Here is a 16,791-nt window from a genome sequence, read left to right on the forward strand (position 1 = left end):
CCGGTATCGAGCAACGGAATCCACCAGAGGGTCACTGCTCTTCCTTCTTCTCAGCTGGAGGAGCGGCATCGTCGAATATAATATCGTCTTCTTTGATTGCCTTGAGGAAGACTCCAAGATCGGAGCAAATCTCGTTGAGATCTTTGATTATCTTTTCCTTCGGCTTATATATGTCGATTTTGCTTGGGCCGATGTTTTGTGCAGCCCTAGCGCTTATCTTGATTATATGGGCAAGTTGCGCGCACACCTGCACGAGGTCAGGCAAAGATAAGGTGGTTACGAACGAATGTTTTTTTTCGTCATCCCGGATTTGGGCGCTGAAATAGGGATAAAAGGTCTTTCTGCTAGGTAGAGGTCCCCAAGCAGGCCAGATGTTTATATCAAGTCCGGTCACTTCCATGAATGGATGTAGCTCTGTGTCCTCGGACTCGTCGTCAGACGAGGATGCTTCGTTGACCTTCTCGAGGCCATTGTCTTCGTCAGCCGACATGCTGCCTCATACCCCTTTTTCCTGACAGTTTTCGGCGCTCAATCTGCTTGCGGGAATTCGGGCGACTGTAGTTCAAGGCAACTTCTTCTCGCAGGGCAAGTTCGGGAGTTTTCTTCTCAACAGAGGGCGGGTCTCCGCCGGACATCTCGCTGGTCATTTTGTTGGCAAAAATATAATTGATTTGAGTGTGACTTAATCGATAACGCAGCTCACGTGTGTGGAGAGTAGACCAATCAGACAGCGCCTTTGCAGCTTCAGGAGGCGCCGAGATCGCCTTCTCGTCTTTCTTTGAGCGCGCTCTCTTTGTAGTTGGGTGACCCGCGGAGGTCTGCTCATTCTCCCATTTTGAAATGAGCATAAGACCTAAGCAAAGTAAGCTTAGGACTAGTATCGGGCCGTATATTGGCAGGGAGTTCATTTTCGCTTCCCAGAAAAGAAAAGGGCCGTGGAGAGGATCAACTGAACTAGTAGCCAAACAAGGAAGACGATTGTCACGCTTGTTGCAACGTTATCGGGCAAGAAGACTATTCGTTGGTCTACGTTTACGTTGACATCACGCAAGCGTGATATGTTGAAGAGAACACCGTTGGCCACACAAAGGATTAGAAAAAACGCAAAGATCGAACCCGATCTTTTGATCACTGCGGTGCAGGCAAAATGTAGGCTGACGGCGAACACTACGACGTAAGCCAAGAGGCTGAGCTGGGTAGGTACATAGCTCCAATCATGACCGCCAAGTCCGCCGTCCAGAGCAAGAATGACGCCGAGAGAAGCTCCGAGCACAGCAGAAATTGTGCCCTCACAGGGAAGAGGCTGAACCCACGATTTCATGTGCTCACATATCTCAAGATTGAGATTTTGAGATATCACAACTCCCTTTGAAGGCAACCCTCCTTCCAGAGAACCCGCTTTACCGCACCGCGGTGAAGAAGCGATCCAGCCGGAAGCCCGACAGCCAGGCCCAAACCGGCTGGTTCTTGAAGCCGAGGTCCCAGGAGCCGACCACGGCATCGGCACGGCCGACCAGGTTGTCGATCGGCAGCAGGCCGACGCCGCCGTCGCGCAAGGCCACGCGGCTGTCGGCGGAGTTGTCTCTGTTATCGCCGAGCACGAACAGCTTGCCGGGCGGCACCGTCACCTCCGGCGTGTTGTCGAGCCGGCCGTTGTCGCGCATCTTGAAGATCAGGTGCGACACGCCGTTCGGCAGCGTCTCGACGTAGCGATAGGCCGGCTCGTTGCGGCCGGTATCGTCCTCGGCATCGCCGATGCCGTCGGGCTTGAGCGCCGCGGCCTGGCCGTTGATGTAGAGCTGGCCCTGGCGCATCTGGATGCGGTCGCCGGGCAGGCCGACGACGCGCTTGACCCAGGCCTGCGAGTTGTCGCCTGGCCAGCGGAACACGACGACGTCGCCGCGCTTCGGCGTCTCGCCGAACAGGCGTCCCGTCTCCGGCAGCGTGATCTGCATCGGCAGCGACGAGGTGCCGTAGCCATAGGGGAATTTCGACGCCAGCAGGGCGTCGCCGATCATCAGGGTCGGCTCCATCGAGCCCGACGGCACGTAGAACGGCTCAGCGATCGCGCCCTTGGCGACGAACACCACCATGACGACCGCGACGAGCTGCGCGAGCTGGCCGCCCCAGGTGCTTTCCTTGCGGACGCTGCCCGTGCGCGTCGCCTTGGTGGTCTTGTCCGTGGACATCTTCTCAAGGCTCATCGGCCCGTGCCTCCCACCGTAATGCGATCCATGCGAAGCGTCGGCTGACCGACGCCGACCGGCACGCCCTGGCCGTTCTTGCCGCAGGTGCCGATGCCGGTATCGAGCGAAAGATCGTTGCCGATCATGCTGATGCGGTTCAAATCCGTCGGGCCGTTGCCGATCAGCATCGCGCCCTTCACCGGCGCACCGACCTTGCCGTTCTCGATCCTGTAGGCCTCGGTGCACTGGAAGACGTATTTGCCCGAGGTGATGTCGACCTGGCCGCCGCCGAAATTGACGGCATAGATGCCGTTCTTGACCGAGGCGATGATCTCGGCCGGATCGCGCTCGCCGGCCAGCATGTAGGTGTTGGTCATGCGCGGCATCGGCACGTGCGCGTAGCCCTGACGGCGGCCGTTGCCGGTCGGCGCCATGTTCATCAGCCGCGCGTTCTGGCGGTCCTGCATGTAGCCGACCAGGATGCCGTCCTCGATCAGCACGGTGCGGCTGGTCGGCGTGCCCTCGTCGTCGATCGACAGCGAGCCGCGACGCGAGGCCATGGTGCCGTCATCGACCACGGTGACGCCTTTGGCGGCGACCGGCTTGCCCATCAGCCCGGCGAAGGCCGAGGTCTTCTTGCGGTTGAAGTCGCCTTCGAGGCCGTGACCGACGGCCTCGTGCAGCATCACGCCGGGCCAGCCGGCGCCGAGCACGACGTCCATCTCGCCGGCGGGAGCGGGGACCGATTCCAGATTGACCAGGGCCTCGCGCAGTGCGCCGTCGGCGGCCTCGCGCCACGCCTTGGTCTCGATGAAGCGGGCATAGGCCTCGCGGCCGCCATACCCCTTGCTGCCGGTCTCCTGGCGATCACCCTGGCCGGCGACCACCGAGACGTTCACGCGCACCAGCGGGCGGATGTCGCGATAGCTCTCGCCGTCGGGCCGCAGGATCTCCACGACCTGCCAGGTTGCGCCGAGGCTCACGGTCACCTGGCGCACGCGCGGATCCTTGTCGCGCAAGTAAGCGTCGATCTCGCCGAGCAGCTTGACCTTGCTTTCGAACCCCGGAGCATCCAGCGGATTATCGTCGCCATAGAGCCGGACGTTGGTGTGCGGCGGCGGGCTCGCGAACGTGCCGGAATAGCCGCCGCGCACGGCGCTGACGGCATCGGCCGCGCGCATCAGCGCCGGCAGCGAGACGTCGGAGGAATGGGCATAGCCGACTGCATCGTCCTTCACCGCGCGCAGGCCGAATCCCTGGCTGGTGTCATAGGTCGCCTGCTTCAGCCGGCCATTGTCGAAGGTCAGCGCTTCGGTCTGGCTGTATTCGAAGAACAATTCGCCGTCATCGGCGCCGGCCAGGCCACGCGCGACCTCGCTCCGGACCGTATCACGGTCCAGATTGGCGCGTTCGAGCAGGGAAGTGGTGGGAGCAGTCATGGGTCAATCCGTTGTCGGAGCGATCATTCCAAGATAGTTGTTTTGACGCCGGGGCGCGAGGGGCTGGATGATTACCGAACTGACATGGTTGAGATCGTTCCCATCACGTCCGCTCACATCGAGAGCTTCCACCGCACGCTCGATTACGTCGCGCGCGAACGGCGCTATCTGTCGTTCGTGCAGGCGCCGCCGCTGGAGTCGACGCGCGCCTTCATTCTGAACAACATCCACGAGGGATACCCGCAATTCGTCGCTCTCTCTGCCGGGGAGGTGGTCGGCTGGTGCGATGTGACGCCCAAATCGGGGCCAATCGATGCCCGGATCGGGGTGCTCGGCATGGGCCTAATGCCGCAGTTCCGGCACCAGGGCCTGGGCAGGCGACTGATGGCGGCGGCGCTCGAGGCGGCGCGGGCGGCCGGCTTCTCGCGTGTCGAGCTCACGGTTTACCGCAGCAACACCAACGCCATCAGGCTGTACCAGAAGGCCGGATTCCTGCTCAAGGCGGTGCAGCCGCGGGAGCCCGGCGATGACGGGTTCGACAAGACCCTGCTGGTGATGGCGCTGGCGCTCGACGGGCGGCGCTGAGGCCGCGGGCGCGCATTCAGACGCGCGAACTCACGGCTCGATCACGGCATCGTGCTGCGAAGGGGCTGTCAATCGCGGCCGACGTCAGGGCAGCTTGTCGAAGCCTTCGGCGAGTCCGTTGAGGCTCAGCGGGAAGCCGATGCCTTCCTCCGGCGTCTCGAAGATGATGAAGGTCGCGGTCTTCGCCGTCTTGAGCTGGCCGAGCAGCTTGTCCTCCAGCACCACCTCGGCGACGCAGCCATTGGGCAGGCAGCGCACGAAGCCGGCGCGGCCGACGTCCTGGTTGTCGAGCTTCAGGCCGAGGCCGGACGGCAGCAGCACGCCGAGTGGCGCCACCACGCGCATCAGCCGGCTCTTCTGGTCTGCGGTCTTCAGCATGATCACGGTGAGGCCGGCATTGGAACGGTCCTCGGCCACGACGCTCTGGATCAGCGCGCACTGCTCGCTCTGCGCGCCGGGCGGCGTGTCGCAGCGGATCTGCCAGTCGCCATGCACCGAGCGCACCGCGCCCTGCGCCAACGCCGCGTGCGGCGCGCCGATCACCGTCGCAGCGATCATCGCGACCGCGGTCGCCGCGGAGGTCATCGCGGCAACACGCGCGAGTCGCGCACGCACCGCGCTGAATCGGTACAAACGGCGCGAGTCATTCGCAGCTGGGGTCGACATGTCAGCTGTCCTGTCCGTTGAAACCCTGATCCGGGTCGGTGCCATGACAATTTCCTGTGGGTGATCTGCGCGTCCGACGCCATGATACGGCAATGATGGCGTCTTGAGGACAGCGTCACCGGCGTACGGCACGAAACGATACCAAATATGGCCGCACCCTGGTGGGCGCTGCCGCTGCGCCTCGCCGAATCAGCCTCGCAAACGGCCGTGTCCCGTTTGCCTACATCGCGCCGCACGCCTGTCAAGCGCCCGTTGCCCGCGAAATCACGGCATGCGGCAATCTCCCGGAAAATACGCTTGTCGCGACGAACAGCGCCGCGCGCGATATCCGGCGCAAGACTGCATTGCGATAGATCAAGAATTATGGTTTGAGAAGAAAGATTTCGTCATTCCAGTGAACTGGCCCAGGTGCTTTTCTATGCATCCGCCCGAAGGCCATTTGTCAGGAGAGCGGATCGAACGGCGCGCCGCTGCGTGAAGCGGGCGGTGCGCCGAGGGGGAAAGTTCTGAAGGGAGCGCGACGGCATGAAGATGTCGAGAGGCCAATTGAGCGCCTTGCTGGGGTTGGCTGTAACGGGCATGACGCTCGTGTCGGGTGGAGCGGCGTTTGCTGAAACGGGCCAGCCGGCGCCATGGGAAGTCAAGCTGCAGGAGGCTGCGACGCCGGTGATGGAGAACATCACCTGGTTCCACGGCCTGCTGCTGACGATCATCACCATCATCACGCTGTTCGTGCTGGCGCTGCTGGTCGCCGTGGTGGTCAAGTTCAACGCGCGCGCCAACCCGGTGCCGTCGCGGACGACGCACAACACGCTGATCGAGGTGGCTTGGACGCTGATCCCGGTGCTGATCCTGGTCATGATCGCGGTGCCGTCGTTCCGGCTGCTGTTCCTCGAGCTGGATGTGCCGAAGGCTGATATGACCATCAAGGCCACCGGCAAGCAGTGGTACTGGAGCTACGCCTATCCCGACAACGGCAAGTTCGAGTTCGACTCGCTGCTGGCGCAGGACAAGCAGCCGCGCCTGCTCGCCGTCGACAACGAAATGGTCGTGCCGGTCAACAAGGTGATTCGCGTCCAGACCACCGGCGCCGACGTGATCCACTCCTGGGCGATCCCGTCGTTCGGCGTCAAGATCGACGCCATTCCCGGCCGCCTCAACGAGACCTGGTTCAAGGCGACCAAGGTCGGCATGTATTACGGCCAGTGCTCGGAGCTGTGCGGCAAGGACCACGCCTACATGCCGATCGCGGTGCGCGTCGTGAGCGACCAGGAATTCACCGCCTGGGTCGAGGACGCCAAGAAGAAGTACGCCAGCGCGCCCACGAGCACCTATGCGTCGGCTGCGGGCGTGTCGCAGTAGCCGAGCGGGATGAACGCTGAGATTGAGGGCCGCCTTGGCGGTCCACGGGGACACTGAGGATTGGACAATGGCGACGAACGCGACGACCCTGACCGGCCATGACGATCACGCGCACGACCATCCGACCGGATGGCGGCGCTGGATCTATTCGACCAACCACAAAGACATCGGCACGATGTATCTGATCTTCGCGGTGTGCGCCGGCATCATCGGCCTCGCCATGTCGGTCGCGATCCGCATCGAGCTGATGTATCCGGGTGTGCAGCTGTTCCACGAGAACCACACCTACAACGTGTTCGTGACCTCGCACGGCCTGATCATGATCTTCTTCATGGTCATGCCGGCGATGATCGGCGGCTTCGGCAACTGGATGGTGCCGCTGATGATCGGCGCGCCGGACATGGCGTTCCCGCGCATGAACAACATCTCGTTCTGGCTGCTGCCCGCCTCGTTCGCGCTGCTTTTGACCTCGACCTTCGTCGAGGGCGAGCCCGGCGCCAACGGCGTCGGCGCCGGCTGGACGATGTATGTGCCGCTGTCGACCTCGGGCCATCCCGGACCGGCGGTGGATTTCGCGATCCTGTCGCTGCACCTTGCCGGTGCGTCGTCGATCCTCGGGTCGATCAACTTCATCACCACCATCTTCAACATGCGCGCGCCGGGCATGACCCTGCACAAGATGCCGCTGTTCGTGTGGTCGATCCTGGTGACGGTGTTCCTGCTGCTGCTGTCGCTGCCGGTGCTCGCCGGCGCCATCACGATGATGCTGACCGACCGCAATTTCGGCACCACCTTCTTCGATCCGGCCGGCGGCGGTGACCCGGTGCTGTTCCAGCACCTGTTCTGGTTCTTCGGCCATCCGGAAGTGTATATCCTGATCCTGCCCGGCTTCGGCATGATCAGCCAGATCGTGTCGACCTTCTCGCGCAAGCCGGTGTTCGGCTATCTCGGCATGGCCTACGCCATGGTCGCGATCGGCGGCATCGGCTTCGTGGTGTGGGCGCACCACATGTACACCGTCGGCATGTCCTCGGCGACGCAGGCCTATTTCGTCGCCGCCACCATGGTGATCGCGGTGCCGACCGGCGTGAAGATCTTCTCCTGGATCGCCACGATGTGGGGCGGCTCGATCGAGTTCCGCGCGCCGATGCTGTGGGCCGTGGGCTTCATCTTCCTGTTCACGGTCGGCGGCGTCACCGGCGTCGTGCTGGCGAACGCCGGCGTCGACCGTGTGCTGCAGGACACCTACTACGTCGTCGCGCACTTCCACTACGTGCTGTCGCTCGGCGCCGTGTTCGCCATCTTCGCCGGCTGGTACTACTGGTTCCCGAAGATGTTCGGCTACATGTACAACGAGACGATCGCGAAGGCGCACTTCTGGGTCACCTTCGTCGGCGTCAACCTGGTGTTCTTCCCGCAGCACTTCCTCGGCCTGTCGGGCATGCCGCGCCGCTACATCGACTATCCCGATGCCTATGCGGGCTGGAACCTGGTCTCGTCGATCGGCTCCTACATCTCGGCCTTCGGCGTCCTGATCTTCATCTATGGGGTGGTCGACGCCTTCATGCGCAAGCAGCAGGCCGCGAACAATCCGTGGGGACCGGGTGCGACGACGCTGGAATGGACCCTGTCCTCACCGCCGCCGTTCCACCAGTTCGAGGTGCTGCCGAAGGTGCAGTGAACCTGATCTCTCCGACGCGGCGCCATCCGGCGCCGCGTCGATCTCTGCCGGTGGCGCGCCTGGTGCCGCGCCGGAAGCGCGGTTCTGGCACTCCCTGTCCCAGAACCTTTTGAATTGAAGTCTGTGAATTGAAGTCTGGATTCGCCGTGTCGGTCATCGATCAGAACGCCATTGCCGTCGGCCCGCGGATTTCCGAGGCCGATGTCGGCGATTATCTCGCGCTCCTGAAGCCGCGGGTGATGTCGCTCGTGATCTTCACGGCGCTGATCGGCCTGCTGATCGCTCCGGGCCATTTCCACCCGGTGCTCGCCATCACCTCACTGCTGTGCATCGCGGTCGGGGCCGGCGCCTCCGGCGCGCTCAACATGGCGCTGGAAGGCGACATCGACTCGCTGATGTCGCGCACCGCCAACCGCCCGATTCCGCGCGGCCGCGTCACCCGCCAGGAGGCGCTCGCCTTCGGCATCACGCTGTCGTTCTTCTCGGTGCTAACGCTCGGCATCCTCGTCAACTGGTTCGCCGGTGCGCTGCTCGCCTTCACCATCTTCTTCTACGTCGTCATCTACACGCTGTGGCTGAAGCGCTGGACTGCGCAGAACATCGTCATCGGCGGCGCCGCCGGCGCCTTGCCGCCGGTGGTCGCCTGGGTGTCCGCCACCGGCTCGATCGCGCCGGAGCCGCTCTGGCTGTTCCTGATCATCTTCTTCTGGACCCCGCCGCATTTCTGGGCGCTGGCGCTGTTCCGCAGCGATGACTACGCCCGCGCCGGCGTGCCGATGCTGCCGGTGGTCGCCGGCCCCGATGCGACCCGGCTGCAGATCCTGCTCTACACCATCGTCCTGGTGGCGATCGCCGCCGCGCCGTGGCCGCTCGGCTATTTCGATGCCGTCTACGGTGTCGTCTCGCTGGCGCTCGGCACGGGCATGCTGTGGCTCGCGGTCGAGGTGTTCCGCAAGCGCGAGCGCAGCGCCTCGCTACGCGCCAACCGCAAGCTGTTCGCCTTCTCGATCCTTTATCTGTTCGTGCTGTTCGCTACGCTCGGACTCGAAGCGGTCGCGCGCATGATCGCGCCGCTGATCTGGTAAGAGGCGCGAGACTGGAAAACATGGCGACCACGATGGCAGATCCGAACGAGCAAGAGGGCATCGTCCTCACCGAGGCGCAGCTGCGCAGCCGCCGTCGCCGCTCGATCGCGATTGCGCTCGCGCTCGGCGTGCTGGTGGTGCTGTTCTTCGCGGTGACCATGGTGAAGGGTCCCGCGGTGCTGAATCGGCCGATGTAGAGACGTGATGCAGGACGGGACGAAGCAGACCGCGATGGAGACAACCGACCAGATCGTTCCGGCGACCGCGCCGGCCGCGCCGCGCCGCGGCCTCAGCCGCGATGCGCTGGTCGGCGGCATCTGCGGCGCCGTCGTGGTGCTGATGGTCGGCGCGTCCTATGCCGCCGTGCCGTTCTACAACTGGTTCTGCCGCGCCACCGGCTTCAACGGCACCACGCAGGTGGCGACATCAGCGCCATCCTCGGCGCCGCTGGCGCGCCGGATCTCCGTGCGCTTCGACTCCAATGTCGCCGGCGGTTTGCCCTGGAAGTTTGAGCCGGAGAAGACCGAGATCGAGGTCGCGATCGGCGAGGTGGTCACGGTCTACTACACGGTCACCAACCAGTCGGCGCGCACCACCATGGCGCAGGCGGCCTACAATGTGTCGCCGCTGACATCGGGCGCCTACTTCCAGAAGATCAACTGCTTCTGCTTTACCGAGCAGACCATGGCGCCGGGCGAGACCCGCGAGATGCCGGTGGTGTTCTACGTCGACCCGGCGATAACAGCCGATCACGAGAACGACAGTTTGAAGACGATCACGCTGTCTTACACCTTCTATCCCGTCCGCGACGCACCGAAGCCGGTCGCTGCGGGCGAGCCGGACAAACCGCGGGGCAGCCTATGACCGCGCGGACGTCCGATATTCGGGGACCATCGCTGTTGAACGACACCGTGCCGGCGCGACCGGCATCGATCTGGGGAGAGACTTGCCATGGCTGAGGCGCACGCCAAGCATCACGACTACCATCTCGTCGATCCGAGCCCTTGGCCGTTCGTCGGCTCGGTTTCGGCCTTCATCATGGCGTTCGGTGCGATCGGCTGGATGCACAAGATGTTCGGCGCCGCGCCGATCGTGTTCGGCATCGGCACCATCGGCGTGCTCTACACCATGGCGAGCTGGTGGGGCGACGTCATCAAGGAAGCGCAATACAAGGGCGACCACACCCGCGTGGTGCAGCTCCATCACCGCTACGGCATGATCCTGTTCATCGCCTCCGAGGTGATGTTCTTCGTCGCCTGGTTCTGGGCCTATTTCAATGCCGCGCTGTATCCGAACTTCGAGGTGCAGGCCACCCGCGAGGCCCTGTTCGGCGGCGTCTGGCCGCCCAAGGGCATCGAGACCTTCGATCCCTGGCACCTGCCGCTGCTCAACACGCTGATCCTGCTGACCTCGGGCACCACGGTGACCTGGGCGCACCACGCGCTGCTCGAGGGCGACCGCAAGGGCCTGAAATATGGCCTGATCCTCACCATCCTCCTGGGTGCCACCTTCACCTGCGTGCAGGCCTATGAGTACAGCCACGCAACGTTCTCGTTCGCCGGCCACGTCTACGGCTCGACCTTCTTCATGGCGACCGGCTTCCACGGCTTCCACGTCCTGGTCGGCACGATCTTCCTGACCGTCTGCCTGGCGCGCGCCTATGCCGGCCACTTCACGCCCAAGCAGCATCTCGGCTTCGAGTTCGCCGCCTGGTACTGGCACTTCGTCGACGTGGTCTGGCTGTTCCTGTTCATCTGCATCTACGTCTGGGGCCACGGCGCCGAGACGATGGCCCACGGCGCGCACTGAAGCCGGCGCGCACCGGTTCCGTCGAACGTGCTAAGAAGGGGCGGCCGTCGGGCCGCCCTTTCTCGTTGCAGCGGCGCCCGGCGGTTGATCGAAATGTGATCCGCTCTCGTCGCCTCCGGTTGTATCACCATGAGGCGTCGCGCGGCCGCCCAGGGGGCAAGACACCATGACCACCCATCCGCCCGTCACTTTGGCCCAGACCGTCCTGCGCGGGCTCGCCTGCCGCTGCCCACGCTGTGGCCAGGGCAAGCTGTTCGACGGCTTCCTCAACCTGCGCAAGCGCTGCGAAGCCTGCGATCTCGACTACGCCTTCATCGACACCGGCGACGGTCCGGCGATCTTCATCATGATGCTCGCCGGCGCCATCGTGGTTGGCGCCGCGCTGATCGTCGAGGTGAAGTATCAGCCGCCGTTCTGGGTCCATGCCGCGCTCTGGGGACCGCTGATCCTGGTGACGACGCTGCTGCCGTTGCGCGCGATGAAGTCGCTGCTGATCGCCCTGCAATTCCACCACAAGGCCGCCCCCGGCCGCCTGGTGGACAAGACGCCGCGATGAGCTGGCGCCTGCGCGTGCGAGTTGCACATCTGAGCGGCGCCGAAGGTGCGCTCCCTCCCCCCTTGTGGGGGAGGGCCGGGGAGGGGGGTAGCCCCAGTGGCAGTCTCTGTTGGGGCATCCCCACCCCCAACCCCTCCCCGCAAGGGGGAGGGGAGCGCACCGTTCGCTCCGGCAAAGCGTTCACCTCGCCGCGGACATCTCCGCAATGACGAGTGCGCCCAGCCGCAAAACGTCCTCCCGCGCCTTCGCCGCCTTCACCGTCGTCATGGTCGCGCTGTTCGCAGGCCTCGGCATCTGGCAATTGCAGCGCCGTGCGGAAAAGCACGCGCTGATCGCGGCGCTGACCGAGCGCGTCGCCACGTCGCCCGCACCGCTGCCGCCACAAGACGAATGGCGCAGCTTGACGCCCGAGCACGACGAATTCCGTCGCGTCAGCTTCACCGCCACTTACGCCAAGCTCCCCGATGCGATGGTCTACAGCGCCGGCTCTGCCGTGCGCGAGGACGTCTCGGGCCCCGGCACCTGGGCATTCCTGCCGGCGCGCCTGCCGTCCGGCGAGACCGTCGTGATCGACGCCGGCTTCGTCGCCAACACGATGCAGGAGCGCGCGGTGCAGGACCGCGCCACCGCCAAGCTCGTCACCGGCGAGCCCGTGACCCTGACCGGCTATCTGCGCTTTCCCGAGGCTGCCGGTTTGCTCACCGCCGCCGAGAGCCGCGAAAAGCGGCTGTGGTTCACGCGCGACCATCGCGCGATGGCCAAGACGCTCGGCTGGGGCGAGGTCGCGCCGTTCTACATCGATCTGGAATCGCCGGTGCCCGACAATGGCATTCCCAAGCCCGGCCCGCTGTCGCCGCATCTGCGCGACGAGCACATGCAATACGCGATCACGTGGTTCTCTCTGGCCGCCGCGTTGATCGTCGCGTTCGCGGTGTGGGCGCGGGGTCGGCGCGCAGCGAACCGATGAGCCCGTAGTCCGCGAAACGTCGCTTGACTTAGAGCGCACTCGAACCCGTAGCCTGCGTGGCGTCGTGAATGGAGATAGGGGCGCATGAAGATCGGCGAACTGGCCAGGCAGTCGGGGCTGACGCCCCATACGATCCGCTACTACGAGCGGATCGGGCTGCTGCCCAGGGCCGATCGCGATCATGCCCGCCAGCGGGACTACGACGCATCGATCCTGACCTGGATCGAATTCCTCGGCCGTCTCAAGGCCACGGGAATGCCGATCCGGGACATGCTGCGCTACGCCGAGCTGCGTGCGGGCGGCGCTGCTACGGAGCCGGAACGACGCCGGCTCCTGGAGCGGCATCGCGACGCGGTCCGGGCGCGTGTCGCCAGCCTGCAGGACTGCCTTCTCGTTCTCGACGGCAAGATCGCCGGCTATGCCGGCAGCAGCGAGAGGACGAACGATGATGACGCGATCCACGCCCAACCAGGCCACGACGACGAGCCCGATGCCATCCAGCGCCAACAACGATCAGGATCGGCTGGCGCGCGGCCGGCGCGCGCTCGATAGCATCGACGGCGAGGCCGGCCGCAATGTGATCGCGGCGCTCGCCGACATCGCGCCGGATTTCGCGACCTACGTGATCGAGTTTCCGTTCGGCGACATCTATTCGCGCCCCGGCCTCGATCTGCGCAGCCGCGAGATCGCGACCATCGCAGCGCTGACCGCGCTCGGCAATGCCAGCCCGCAGCTCAAGGTGCACCTCCATGCGGGCCTCAATGTCGGCCTCAGCCGGGCGGAAATCACCGAGGTGATCATGCAGATGGCGGTCTATGCCGGCTTTCCCGCCGCGCTCAATGGATTGTTCGCGGCCAAGGCGGTGTTCGCGGAAGCGGACGCGAAGCCCGCATGAATTCGGGCGCCCGCGGTGAGCACAGTCATGACGATGGCTGTGTGTTCTCATCGCCTGCGGACGCGGCCAAGGCCAGTGCGGCGATCGCATCCGCGATGGCCGCACGCATGTCGGGGGCCGCGATGCGACCATCTGCGGTCATTGCCGTCGGCGGCACCGGTACGGCGACGCAAGCCTCATCGACGATCGTCGCGCCCGCGCGCTCCAGCACCCTGCGCAGGTCGGCATGGGCGTCGTGCGCGCCACCATGGGCCGAGCAGTTGATCCAGCCGATCGGCCGTCGATAGAGGCTGCCGGCACTGACGGTCCAATCGATCATGTTCTTGAAGCTGCCCGGCAGCGAGCCCGCATATTCCGGGGTCGACAGCATGACGGCGCGGGCGTCGCCGAGCAGCTTGCGCAAGCGAATGACCGGCTCGGGCAAGGGATCGCAATCGTGGTCGGGATTGAAGTGCGGCAGCTCGCTCAGCCCGACGTAGATCGCCGGCGTGACATCCGCTGGCGCCAGCTCGGCCGCGGCGACGATCGCTGCACGGCAGGCCGAGCGGGCGCGCAGGCTGCCGCTGATCAGAACGATGAGCGATGTGTCCTGCTGCATCTCGGTCGACATCATCACGGCGTGCTCCGCTGGCGAACGAAGCGCTCGTTCTTGCAGCCCGCGCACTATGGCGGCCAGGCGCCCCGGGATTTCAAATCAAATCACGCGTGAATCAGCCGGGCTCGCCCGGACACCCGGACCGGCGCGCCTGGAGGGCCGTCGAGATCGACCTGCAGGCAGCAGGGCACGCCCATGTCCTCGCCCTGGCGGATCACGATCGGCCGCTCGGTCGCCCAGGCGAGCTCGCGCAGATAGCCGGCCAGCGCCGCGGCCGCCGCGCCCGTCGCCGGGTCCTCGTAGACCCCGCCGAACGGAAACGGGTTGCGGGCGTGAAACAGCTGCGGCGTCTCGGCGTGTACGAGGGCGAAGGTGCAGAAGCGCTCACGCTGTGCCAGCACCTGGCCTCGAGCGAAGTCGTAGCTGATGGCAGCCAGGCGGCTGCGGTCGCGCAGGGCAATCACTGGATGATCCATGCCGGCGTGAGCGATCACCGGCGGGATCCGCTCGTCGAGTTCGTCTTGCGACAGCCCGAACAGCGTCAGGATCTTGTCGAGCGCCGCAGATGGCAGGGCCCGGGTCAGCGTCGGCGGCGATCGAAACGCCGCGCTCCAGTCGGTCGCCGAATGATGCCCGTCGACAGTGATTTCGGCATGGTTGAGCGTCAGTGCGAACGTGCCGGAGCGCTCGTGCCTCGCCAGCGCCGCGCCGAGCGCAATCGTCGCGTGGCCGCAGAAATCCACCTCGGCCTGCGGCGCGAAATAGCGCACCCGCCATTTGTCGCCGATGGGCGCCGCGAACGCCGTCTCCGAATAGCCGATCTCCGCCGCCGTCGCCTGCATGGTGGCGGCCTCGGGCAGCGCCTCGCAGATGACGACCCCGGCCGGATTGCCGCCGCGTGGGCCGTCGGTGAAGGCTGCGATGTGCTGGATGATCATGGAGGTCTCGCGCTCGATCTCTGTGTTGGCGATGCTAGGCTTTCAGCGCTCGCAAGTGAAGATGTACAAGACGTGACTCCACGCACCGCTGTCGTCCCTGCGAACGCAGGGACCCATACCGCGGAATCTATCGGTGAAGCGCAACTGCCAGTCGTCGTCCCACCGAAGCCGGTGGTTATGGGTCCCTGCGTTCGCAGGGACGACGGCGGAATGTGACGCGGCTTCCCTGTGTCGTCGGTGCGATGGTCTCCCGCGTTCGACCGCGGTCTACACGGATCGGCCCGCCCTCACATACGCCCGCTCGCCGGTCCGCGGATGAAACCACACGTCCAGCGTCTCGCCGCTGGTGGGATCGACGAAGCGCTCCTCGGTCTTGATCCAGTCCGGGCCTGGCGGCGCCGCCAGCGCATCGCGCTTGTAGCCTCCCTGGCGGAAGACGAACCACACCAGGACGACCGCTGATATGACCGCGAGCCAGAGCACGAGATCGATCACGGCGCGGGTTCGATGACGGCGGCGGTGCCATAGGCGACGATCTCGCTCATGGTCTGGCCGATCTCGGCGCTATCGAAACGCATCATCAGAATGGCGTTGGCGCCCATCGACGTGGCGTTGGAGACGAGCCGGTCGAGCGCATGGCGCCGCGCCTCCTCCAGCATCTGCGTGTACTCGTGGATCTCGCCGCCGACGATCGAGCGCAGGCTGGCCACCAGATTGCCCCCGAGCCCGCGGCTGCGCACCACCACCCCAAAACACTGCCCCAGCATCCGCACCGTGCGGTGGCCGGTCACGTTTTCCGTCGTTACGACGATCATGGAAGGCTCCTGTTGTGGTCCTATTTGGTCCGAGCGAGCGCTCCTGAGGTTCGAAGTCGCCAAGGTCCGGGCGAGTCCTAACGTTCCGTTGTCGCCCTCCCTCGGCCAAATTCATCGAATCTTACCCCCAGATAGGCTCTGATGATGCGGTGGGGTACCGAGCGTCCGCGTGGGCAGTATCGTCGGGTGAAATCGTGCGCTTTCGAATCTTGCTGAACGGCAAGGACTTCGTTGTTCTGATGGATGGGAAGCCGACCAGGTGCGGCTTCTTCACGACGTGTGTCCTGAATGCGCCGACAGCGGACGTGGCAACCGAACGAGCGATCCGCCGTGTCATGGCCGATCATCGCTGGCGTGATCCTGGTCGAGTTGGAACGGTCGCCGTCCAAGACGTGTATCCGGTCGGTTGGTTCTATCGACGCTTCAATCCGCCATTCGGATACACATTCTATCTCCCAGACGATTCTGGTGGTTGATGTGAAGAGGCCCGTGCTGCGCTCAAGCGGGGCGCGGCATCGAGGTGGCGGCCCTCAAGATCCTGATCCGAGTCGCCCGACGGGCTGTTCGCGGCAGCATGCGCGCGCGCCGGAAGATCGGCATTCGGTTGCGCCGAGAGACTAATTTCGTGAGCCCGCGCAACACGATCACCCGTGTAGTATGGTCTCACGGACATTTTTCTATTTCATTTTTTCCGAAATCATGCTTGTCTATCGCCATCCCGCCTCGTTGCGAGGGGCGTACGCGTCGTCACGGACGTGAGGTGGGGTGCGATGGACGGGTCGGCTGCAACTGACGAGTGCGGCCGGCACGGACGGTGAAGTCGCGTGGTCCTGATACCCCGACGCTGGTATCAAGTTGGCGCTGGTGCCCATGCATCGCGTCGATGACGGTGGCCAAAAAGCCCGGTGCACCGAGGAGATCGCGTATAAGTCGTAAGCCATCGCGCAGGGAAGGCCGGGTCGCTCTGGCTGAACCTGTGGTTCCTGCCCCGTGCATTCTTGTTCGCACGGGGGCCGCGGGTGCCAGCCGGCATCCGGTCTTCCCTGCGCCCTCCGATTCGGAGGGAGGTATGCTTGCAAAGCTCGGGCGCTCATCGCGCCGCGAGAACGCTTCTCCACGCACCGCCGTCATTCCGGGGCGCCCGCAGGGCGAGCCCGGAATCCATACTCCCGGTCGTGGTTATGGATTCCGGGCTCGCGCTCCGCGCGCCCC

21 protein-coding genes are annotated in these 16,791 nt (G+C 64.7%); 11 read left to right on the plus strand and 10 right to left on the minus strand.

Annotated elements, in window-relative coordinates; all coding sequences use genetic code 11:
- Window positions 1-31: 31 nt before the first annotated feature.
- The 5 genes from QX073_RS28150 to tldD all read right to left on the minus strand — a co-directional run bounded on the left by QX073_RS28150 (window position 32) and on the right by tldD (window position 3,625).
- Entirely contained in the window at window positions 32-490 is a 459-nt protein-coding gene (locus QX073_RS28150; protein WP_316226717.1) for a hypothetical protein, read from the minus strand.
- Window positions 480-908 carry a hypothetical protein gene (locus tag QX073_RS28155; protein ID WP_316226718.1) on the minus strand — a complete coding sequence of 143 codons (429 nt, stop codon included), beginning with the start codon at window positions 906-908 and terminating at the stop codon, window positions 480-482. The genes QX073_RS28150 and QX073_RS28155 overlap by 11 nt, the downstream gene beginning before the upstream one ends.
- The gene (locus QX073_RS28160; RefSeq protein ID WP_316226719.1) at window positions 905-1,321 is read right to left on the minus strand and encodes a hypothetical protein; all 417 of its coding nucleotides are present in this window, start codon (window positions 1,319-1,321) and stop codon (window positions 905-907) included. Before QX073_RS28160 ends, QX073_RS28155 begins: the two co-directional genes overlap by 4 nt.
- A 79-nt stretch (window positions 1,322-1,400) precedes the next feature.
- Window positions 1,401-2,189 carry a signal peptidase I gene (gene lepB, locus QX073_RS28165; RefSeq protein WP_316204550.1) on the minus strand — a complete coding sequence of 263 codons (789 nt, stop codon included), beginning with the start codon at window positions 2,187-2,189 and terminating at the stop codon, window positions 1,401-1,403.
- A gap of 11 nt (window positions 2,190-2,200) precedes the next feature.
- Window positions 2,201-3,625 carry a metalloprotease TldD gene (gene tldD / locus QX073_RS28170; protein WP_316170721.1) on the minus strand — a complete coding sequence of 475 codons (1,425 nt, stop codon included), beginning with the start codon at window positions 3,623-3,625 and terminating at the stop codon, window positions 2,201-2,203.
- A gap of 84 nt (window positions 3,626-3,709) precedes the next feature.
- Here tldD and QX073_RS28175 point away from each other — a divergent pair, with 84 nt between their 5' ends.
- Complete coding sequence (locus QX073_RS28175; protein WP_315717960.1) at window positions 3,710-4,210, plus strand: GNAT family N-acetyltransferase; 501 nt, start codon at window positions 3,710-3,712, stop codon at window positions 4,208-4,210.
- Between the two features lie 84 nt (window positions 4,211-4,294).
- On the opposite strand, the gene QX073_RS28180 is transcribed toward QX073_RS28175, so the two are convergent.
- On the minus strand, window positions 4,295-4,921 hold the full coding sequence (locus QX073_RS28180; RefSeq protein ID WP_315717926.1) for an invasion associated locus B family protein: 627 nt from the start codon (window positions 4,919-4,921) through the stop codon (window positions 4,295-4,297).
- A 480-nt stretch (window positions 4,922-5,401) separates the two neighbouring features.
- Between QX073_RS28180 and coxB the strand changes: the two genes are divergently transcribed.
- The 10 genes from coxB to QX073_RS28230 all read left to right on the plus strand — a co-directional run bounded on the left by coxB (window position 5,402) and on the right by QX073_RS28230 (window position 13,231).
- The gene (coxB, locus tag QX073_RS28185) at window positions 5,402-6,238 is read left to right on the plus strand and encodes a cytochrome c oxidase subunit II (RefSeq protein WP_315717925.1); all 837 of its coding nucleotides are present in this window, start codon (window positions 5,402-5,404) and stop codon (window positions 6,236-6,238) included.
- A gap of 67 nt (window positions 6,239-6,305) precedes the next feature.
- Window positions 6,306-7,919: a cytochrome c oxidase subunit I gene (gene ctaD / locus QX073_RS28190; RefSeq protein ID WP_315717924.1), complete on the plus strand. Its 1,614-nt coding sequence runs from the start codon at window positions 6,306-6,308 to the stop codon at window positions 7,917-7,919.
- 146 nt (window positions 7,920-8,065) lie between these two features.
- On the plus strand, window positions 8,066-9,004 hold the full coding sequence (locus tag QX073_RS28195; RefSeq protein ID WP_315751287.1) for a heme o synthase: 939 nt from the start codon (window positions 8,066-8,068) through the stop codon (window positions 9,002-9,004).
- 20 nt (window positions 9,005-9,024) lie between these two features.
- Complete coding sequence (locus tag QX073_RS28200; RefSeq protein ID WP_315717922.1) at window positions 9,025-9,201, plus strand: CoxF protein; 177 nt, start codon at window positions 9,025-9,027, stop codon at window positions 9,199-9,201.
- A 7-nt stretch (window positions 9,202-9,208) separates the two neighbouring features.
- Window positions 9,209-9,868 carry a cytochrome c oxidase assembly protein gene (locus QX073_RS28205; protein ID WP_409977986.1) on the plus strand — a complete coding sequence of 220 codons (660 nt, stop codon included), beginning with the start codon at window positions 9,209-9,211 and terminating at the stop codon, window positions 9,866-9,868.
- A gap of 87 nt (window positions 9,869-9,955) precedes the next feature.
- Complete coding sequence (locus QX073_RS28210; protein ID WP_315717921.1) at window positions 9,956-10,813, plus strand: cytochrome c oxidase subunit 3; 858 nt, start codon at window positions 9,956-9,958, stop codon at window positions 10,811-10,813.
- A 166-nt stretch (window positions 10,814-10,979) separates the two neighbouring features.
- Complete coding sequence (locus QX073_RS28215; protein WP_315717920.1) at window positions 10,980-11,369, plus strand: DUF983 domain-containing protein; 390 nt, start codon at window positions 10,980-10,982, stop codon at window positions 11,367-11,369.
- A 205-nt stretch (window positions 11,370-11,574) separates the two neighbouring features.
- Window positions 11,575-12,336 (plus strand): SURF1 family protein, encoded by a 762-nt coding sequence (locus tag QX073_RS28220; RefSeq protein ID WP_315751291.1) that lies wholly within the window; start codon window positions 11,575-11,577, stop codon window positions 12,334-12,336.
- An 84-nt stretch (window positions 12,337-12,420) separates the two neighbouring features.
- Window positions 12,421-12,888: a MerR family transcriptional regulator gene (locus QX073_RS28225; protein ID WP_315751293.1), complete on the plus strand. Its 468-nt coding sequence runs from the start codon at window positions 12,421-12,423 to the stop codon at window positions 12,886-12,888.
- Window positions 12,827-13,231 (plus strand): carboxymuconolactone decarboxylase family protein, encoded by a 405-nt coding sequence (locus tag QX073_RS28230; protein ID WP_315751295.1) that lies wholly within the window; start codon window positions 12,827-12,829, stop codon window positions 13,229-13,231. Before QX073_RS28225 ends, QX073_RS28230 begins: the two co-directional genes overlap by 62 nt.
- A 25-nt stretch (window positions 13,232-13,256) precedes the next feature.
- Here the strand turns inward: QX073_RS28230 and QX073_RS28235 are convergent, their stop codons facing one another.
- From QX073_RS28235 to QX073_RS28250, 4 genes are all read right to left on the minus strand, one after another.
- Window positions 13,257-13,844: an NAD(P)H-dependent oxidoreductase gene (locus QX073_RS28235; RefSeq protein ID WP_315828026.1), complete on the minus strand. Its 588-nt coding sequence runs from the start codon at window positions 13,842-13,844 to the stop codon at window positions 13,257-13,259.
- Between the two features lie 86 nt (window positions 13,845-13,930).
- Window positions 13,931-14,764, minus strand: coding sequence for a PhzF family phenazine biosynthesis protein (locus QX073_RS28240; RefSeq protein WP_315751522.1), 834 nt, complete (start codon window positions 14,762-14,764; stop codon window positions 13,931-13,933).
- A gap of 267 nt (window positions 14,765-15,031) precedes the next feature.
- Entirely contained in the window at window positions 15,032-15,259 is a 228-nt protein-coding gene (locus tag QX073_RS28245) for a hypothetical protein (RefSeq protein WP_315717916.1), read from the minus strand.
- Window positions 15,256-15,579, minus strand: coding sequence for a heavy metal-binding domain-containing protein (locus tag QX073_RS28250; protein WP_315717915.1), 324 nt, complete (start codon window positions 15,577-15,579; stop codon window positions 15,256-15,258). The genes QX073_RS28245 and QX073_RS28250 overlap by 4 nt, the downstream gene beginning before the upstream one ends.
- Window positions 15,580-16,791: the final 1,212 nt, after the last annotated feature.

This window comes from Bradyrhizobium sp. SZCCHNS3052 (genome assembly GCF_032484495.1).
Taxonomy (GTDB): Bacteria; Pseudomonadota; Alphaproteobacteria; order Rhizobiales; family Xanthobacteraceae; genus Bradyrhizobium.

Bases quoted from the DNA above. Each gene is read 5' to 3' on its own strand.
- QX073_RS28150 (WP_316226717.1), bottom strand. From the start codon at position 490: ATGTCGGCTGACGAAGACAATGGCCTCGAGAAGGTCAACGAAGCATCC.
- QX073_RS28155 (WP_316226718.1), bottom strand. From the start codon at position 908: ATGAACTCCCTGCCAATATACGGCCCGATACTAGTCCTAAGCTTACTT.
- QX073_RS28160 (WP_316226719.1), bottom strand. From the start codon at position 1,321: ATGAAATCGTGGGTTCAGCCTCTTCCCTGTGAGGGCACAATTTCTGCT.
- lepB (WP_316204550.1), bottom strand. From the start codon at position 2,189: ATGTCCACGGACAAGACCACCAAGGCGACGCGCACGGGCAGCGTCCGC.
- tldD (WP_316170721.1), bottom strand. From the start codon at position 3,625: ATGACTGCTCCCACCACTTCCCTGCTCGAACGCGCCAATCTGGACCGT.
- QX073_RS28175 (WP_315717960.1), top strand. From the start codon at position 3,710: ATGGTTGAGATCGTTCCCATCACGTCCGCTCACATCGAGAGCTTCCAC.
- QX073_RS28180 (WP_315717926.1), bottom strand. From the start codon at position 4,921: ATGGCACCGACCCGGATCAGGGTTTCAACGGACAGGACAGCTGACATG.
- coxB (WP_315717925.1), top strand. From the start codon at position 5,402: ATGAAGATGTCGAGAGGCCAATTGAGCGCCTTGCTGGGGTTGGCTGTA.
- ctaD (WP_315717924.1), top strand. From the start codon at position 6,306: ATGGCGACGAACGCGACGACCCTGACCGGCCATGACGATCACGCGCAC.
- QX073_RS28200 (WP_315717922.1), top strand. From the start codon at position 9,025: ATGGCGACCACGATGGCAGATCCGAACGAGCAAGAGGGCATCGTCCTC.
- QX073_RS28205 (WP_409977986.1), top strand. From the start codon at position 9,209: ATGCAGGACGGGACGAAGCAGACCGCGATGGAGACAACCGACCAGATC.
- QX073_RS28210 (WP_315717921.1), top strand. From the start codon at position 9,956: ATGGCTGAGGCGCACGCCAAGCATCACGACTACCATCTCGTCGATCCG.
- QX073_RS28215 (WP_315717920.1), top strand. From the start codon at position 10,980: ATGACCACCCATCCGCCCGTCACTTTGGCCCAGACCGTCCTGCGCGGG.
- QX073_RS28220 (WP_315751291.1), top strand. From the start codon at position 11,575: ATGACGAGTGCGCCCAGCCGCAAAACGTCCTCCCGCGCCTTCGCCGCC.
- QX073_RS28225 (WP_315751293.1), top strand. From the start codon at position 12,421: ATGAAGATCGGCGAACTGGCCAGGCAGTCGGGGCTGACGCCCCATACG.
- QX073_RS28230 (WP_315751295.1), top strand. From the start codon at position 12,827: ATGCCATCCAGCGCCAACAACGATCAGGATCGGCTGGCGCGCGGCCGG.
- QX073_RS28235 (WP_315828026.1), bottom strand. From the start codon at position 13,844: ATGATGTCGACCGAGATGCAGCAGGACACATCGCTCATCGTTCTGATC.
- QX073_RS28240 (WP_315751522.1), bottom strand. From the start codon at position 14,764: ATGATCATCCAGCACATCGCAGCCTTCACCGACGGCCCACGCGGCGGC.
- QX073_RS28250 (WP_315717915.1), bottom strand. From the start codon at position 15,579: ATGATCGTCGTAACGACGGAAAACGTGACCGGCCACCGCACGGTGCGG.